The organism is Vibrio sp. 704 (genome assembly GCF_033339295.1).
On the sequence record NZ_JAWOUH010000426.1, the window covers coordinates 1 to 713 of the forward strand.

Genomic DNA, 713 nt, shown 5'->3' on the forward strand with positions numbered 1-713 from the left:
CATGGAATGGCAAACTCGCTTTTCACCGCTCAACCTATCGACTCAAGATGCTCTACCAGAACTGTCTATCTCACGACTCGATCATCTAGGCATGATCACCATGGTAGGCGATGACAAAAAATCGTACCTGCATGGTCAAGTTACCTGTGATGTGGTTTCTCTAGAAAAAGACCAATCAACACTCGGTGCGCACTGCGACGCGAAAGGTAAAGTGTGGAGTGTATTCCGCTTGTTCCATCATGGTGATGGCTACGGCATGATCCAGCCGAAATCTGCGATTGAAATCGAACTGAAAGAAATAAAAAAATACGCCGTATTTTCCAAAGTCACGATTGAAGAATCTAACGATGTGATTCTTGGCGTTGCAGGTGTCAACGCCGATGCGTTTGTGTCTGCTTTAAATGAAGATGCCGGTGATGTACGCATCATCAATGGCGGCACTGCGGTAAAAGTAGAGGCGAACCGTTGGTTACTTGCTGTGACAGAAGAAGCGGCGCAAGCACTGATCGAAAACAGCGATGCAACGCTGACAACACACGAGCTTTGGACTCGTTTCGACATTGAATCAGCACTGCCATTCGTTTCTGCCACAGCGCAAAACGAGCACATTCCACAAGCCTTGAACATTCAAGCCCTAGGTGGCATTAGCTTCACTAAAGGCTGTTACACAGGCCAAGAAACCGTAGCTCGAGCGAAATACCGCGGCACAAACA

At 47.7% G+C, this 713-nt stretch carries 1 protein-coding gene; it reads left to right on the forward strand.

Annotated elements, in window-relative coordinates:
• Position 1: 1 nt before the first annotated feature.
• A partial coding sequence (gene ygfZ, locus R7R24_RS26895; protein ID WP_318120145.1) for a tRNA-modifying protein YgfZ occupies positions 2 to 713 on the forward strand: 712 nt, incomplete at its 3' end.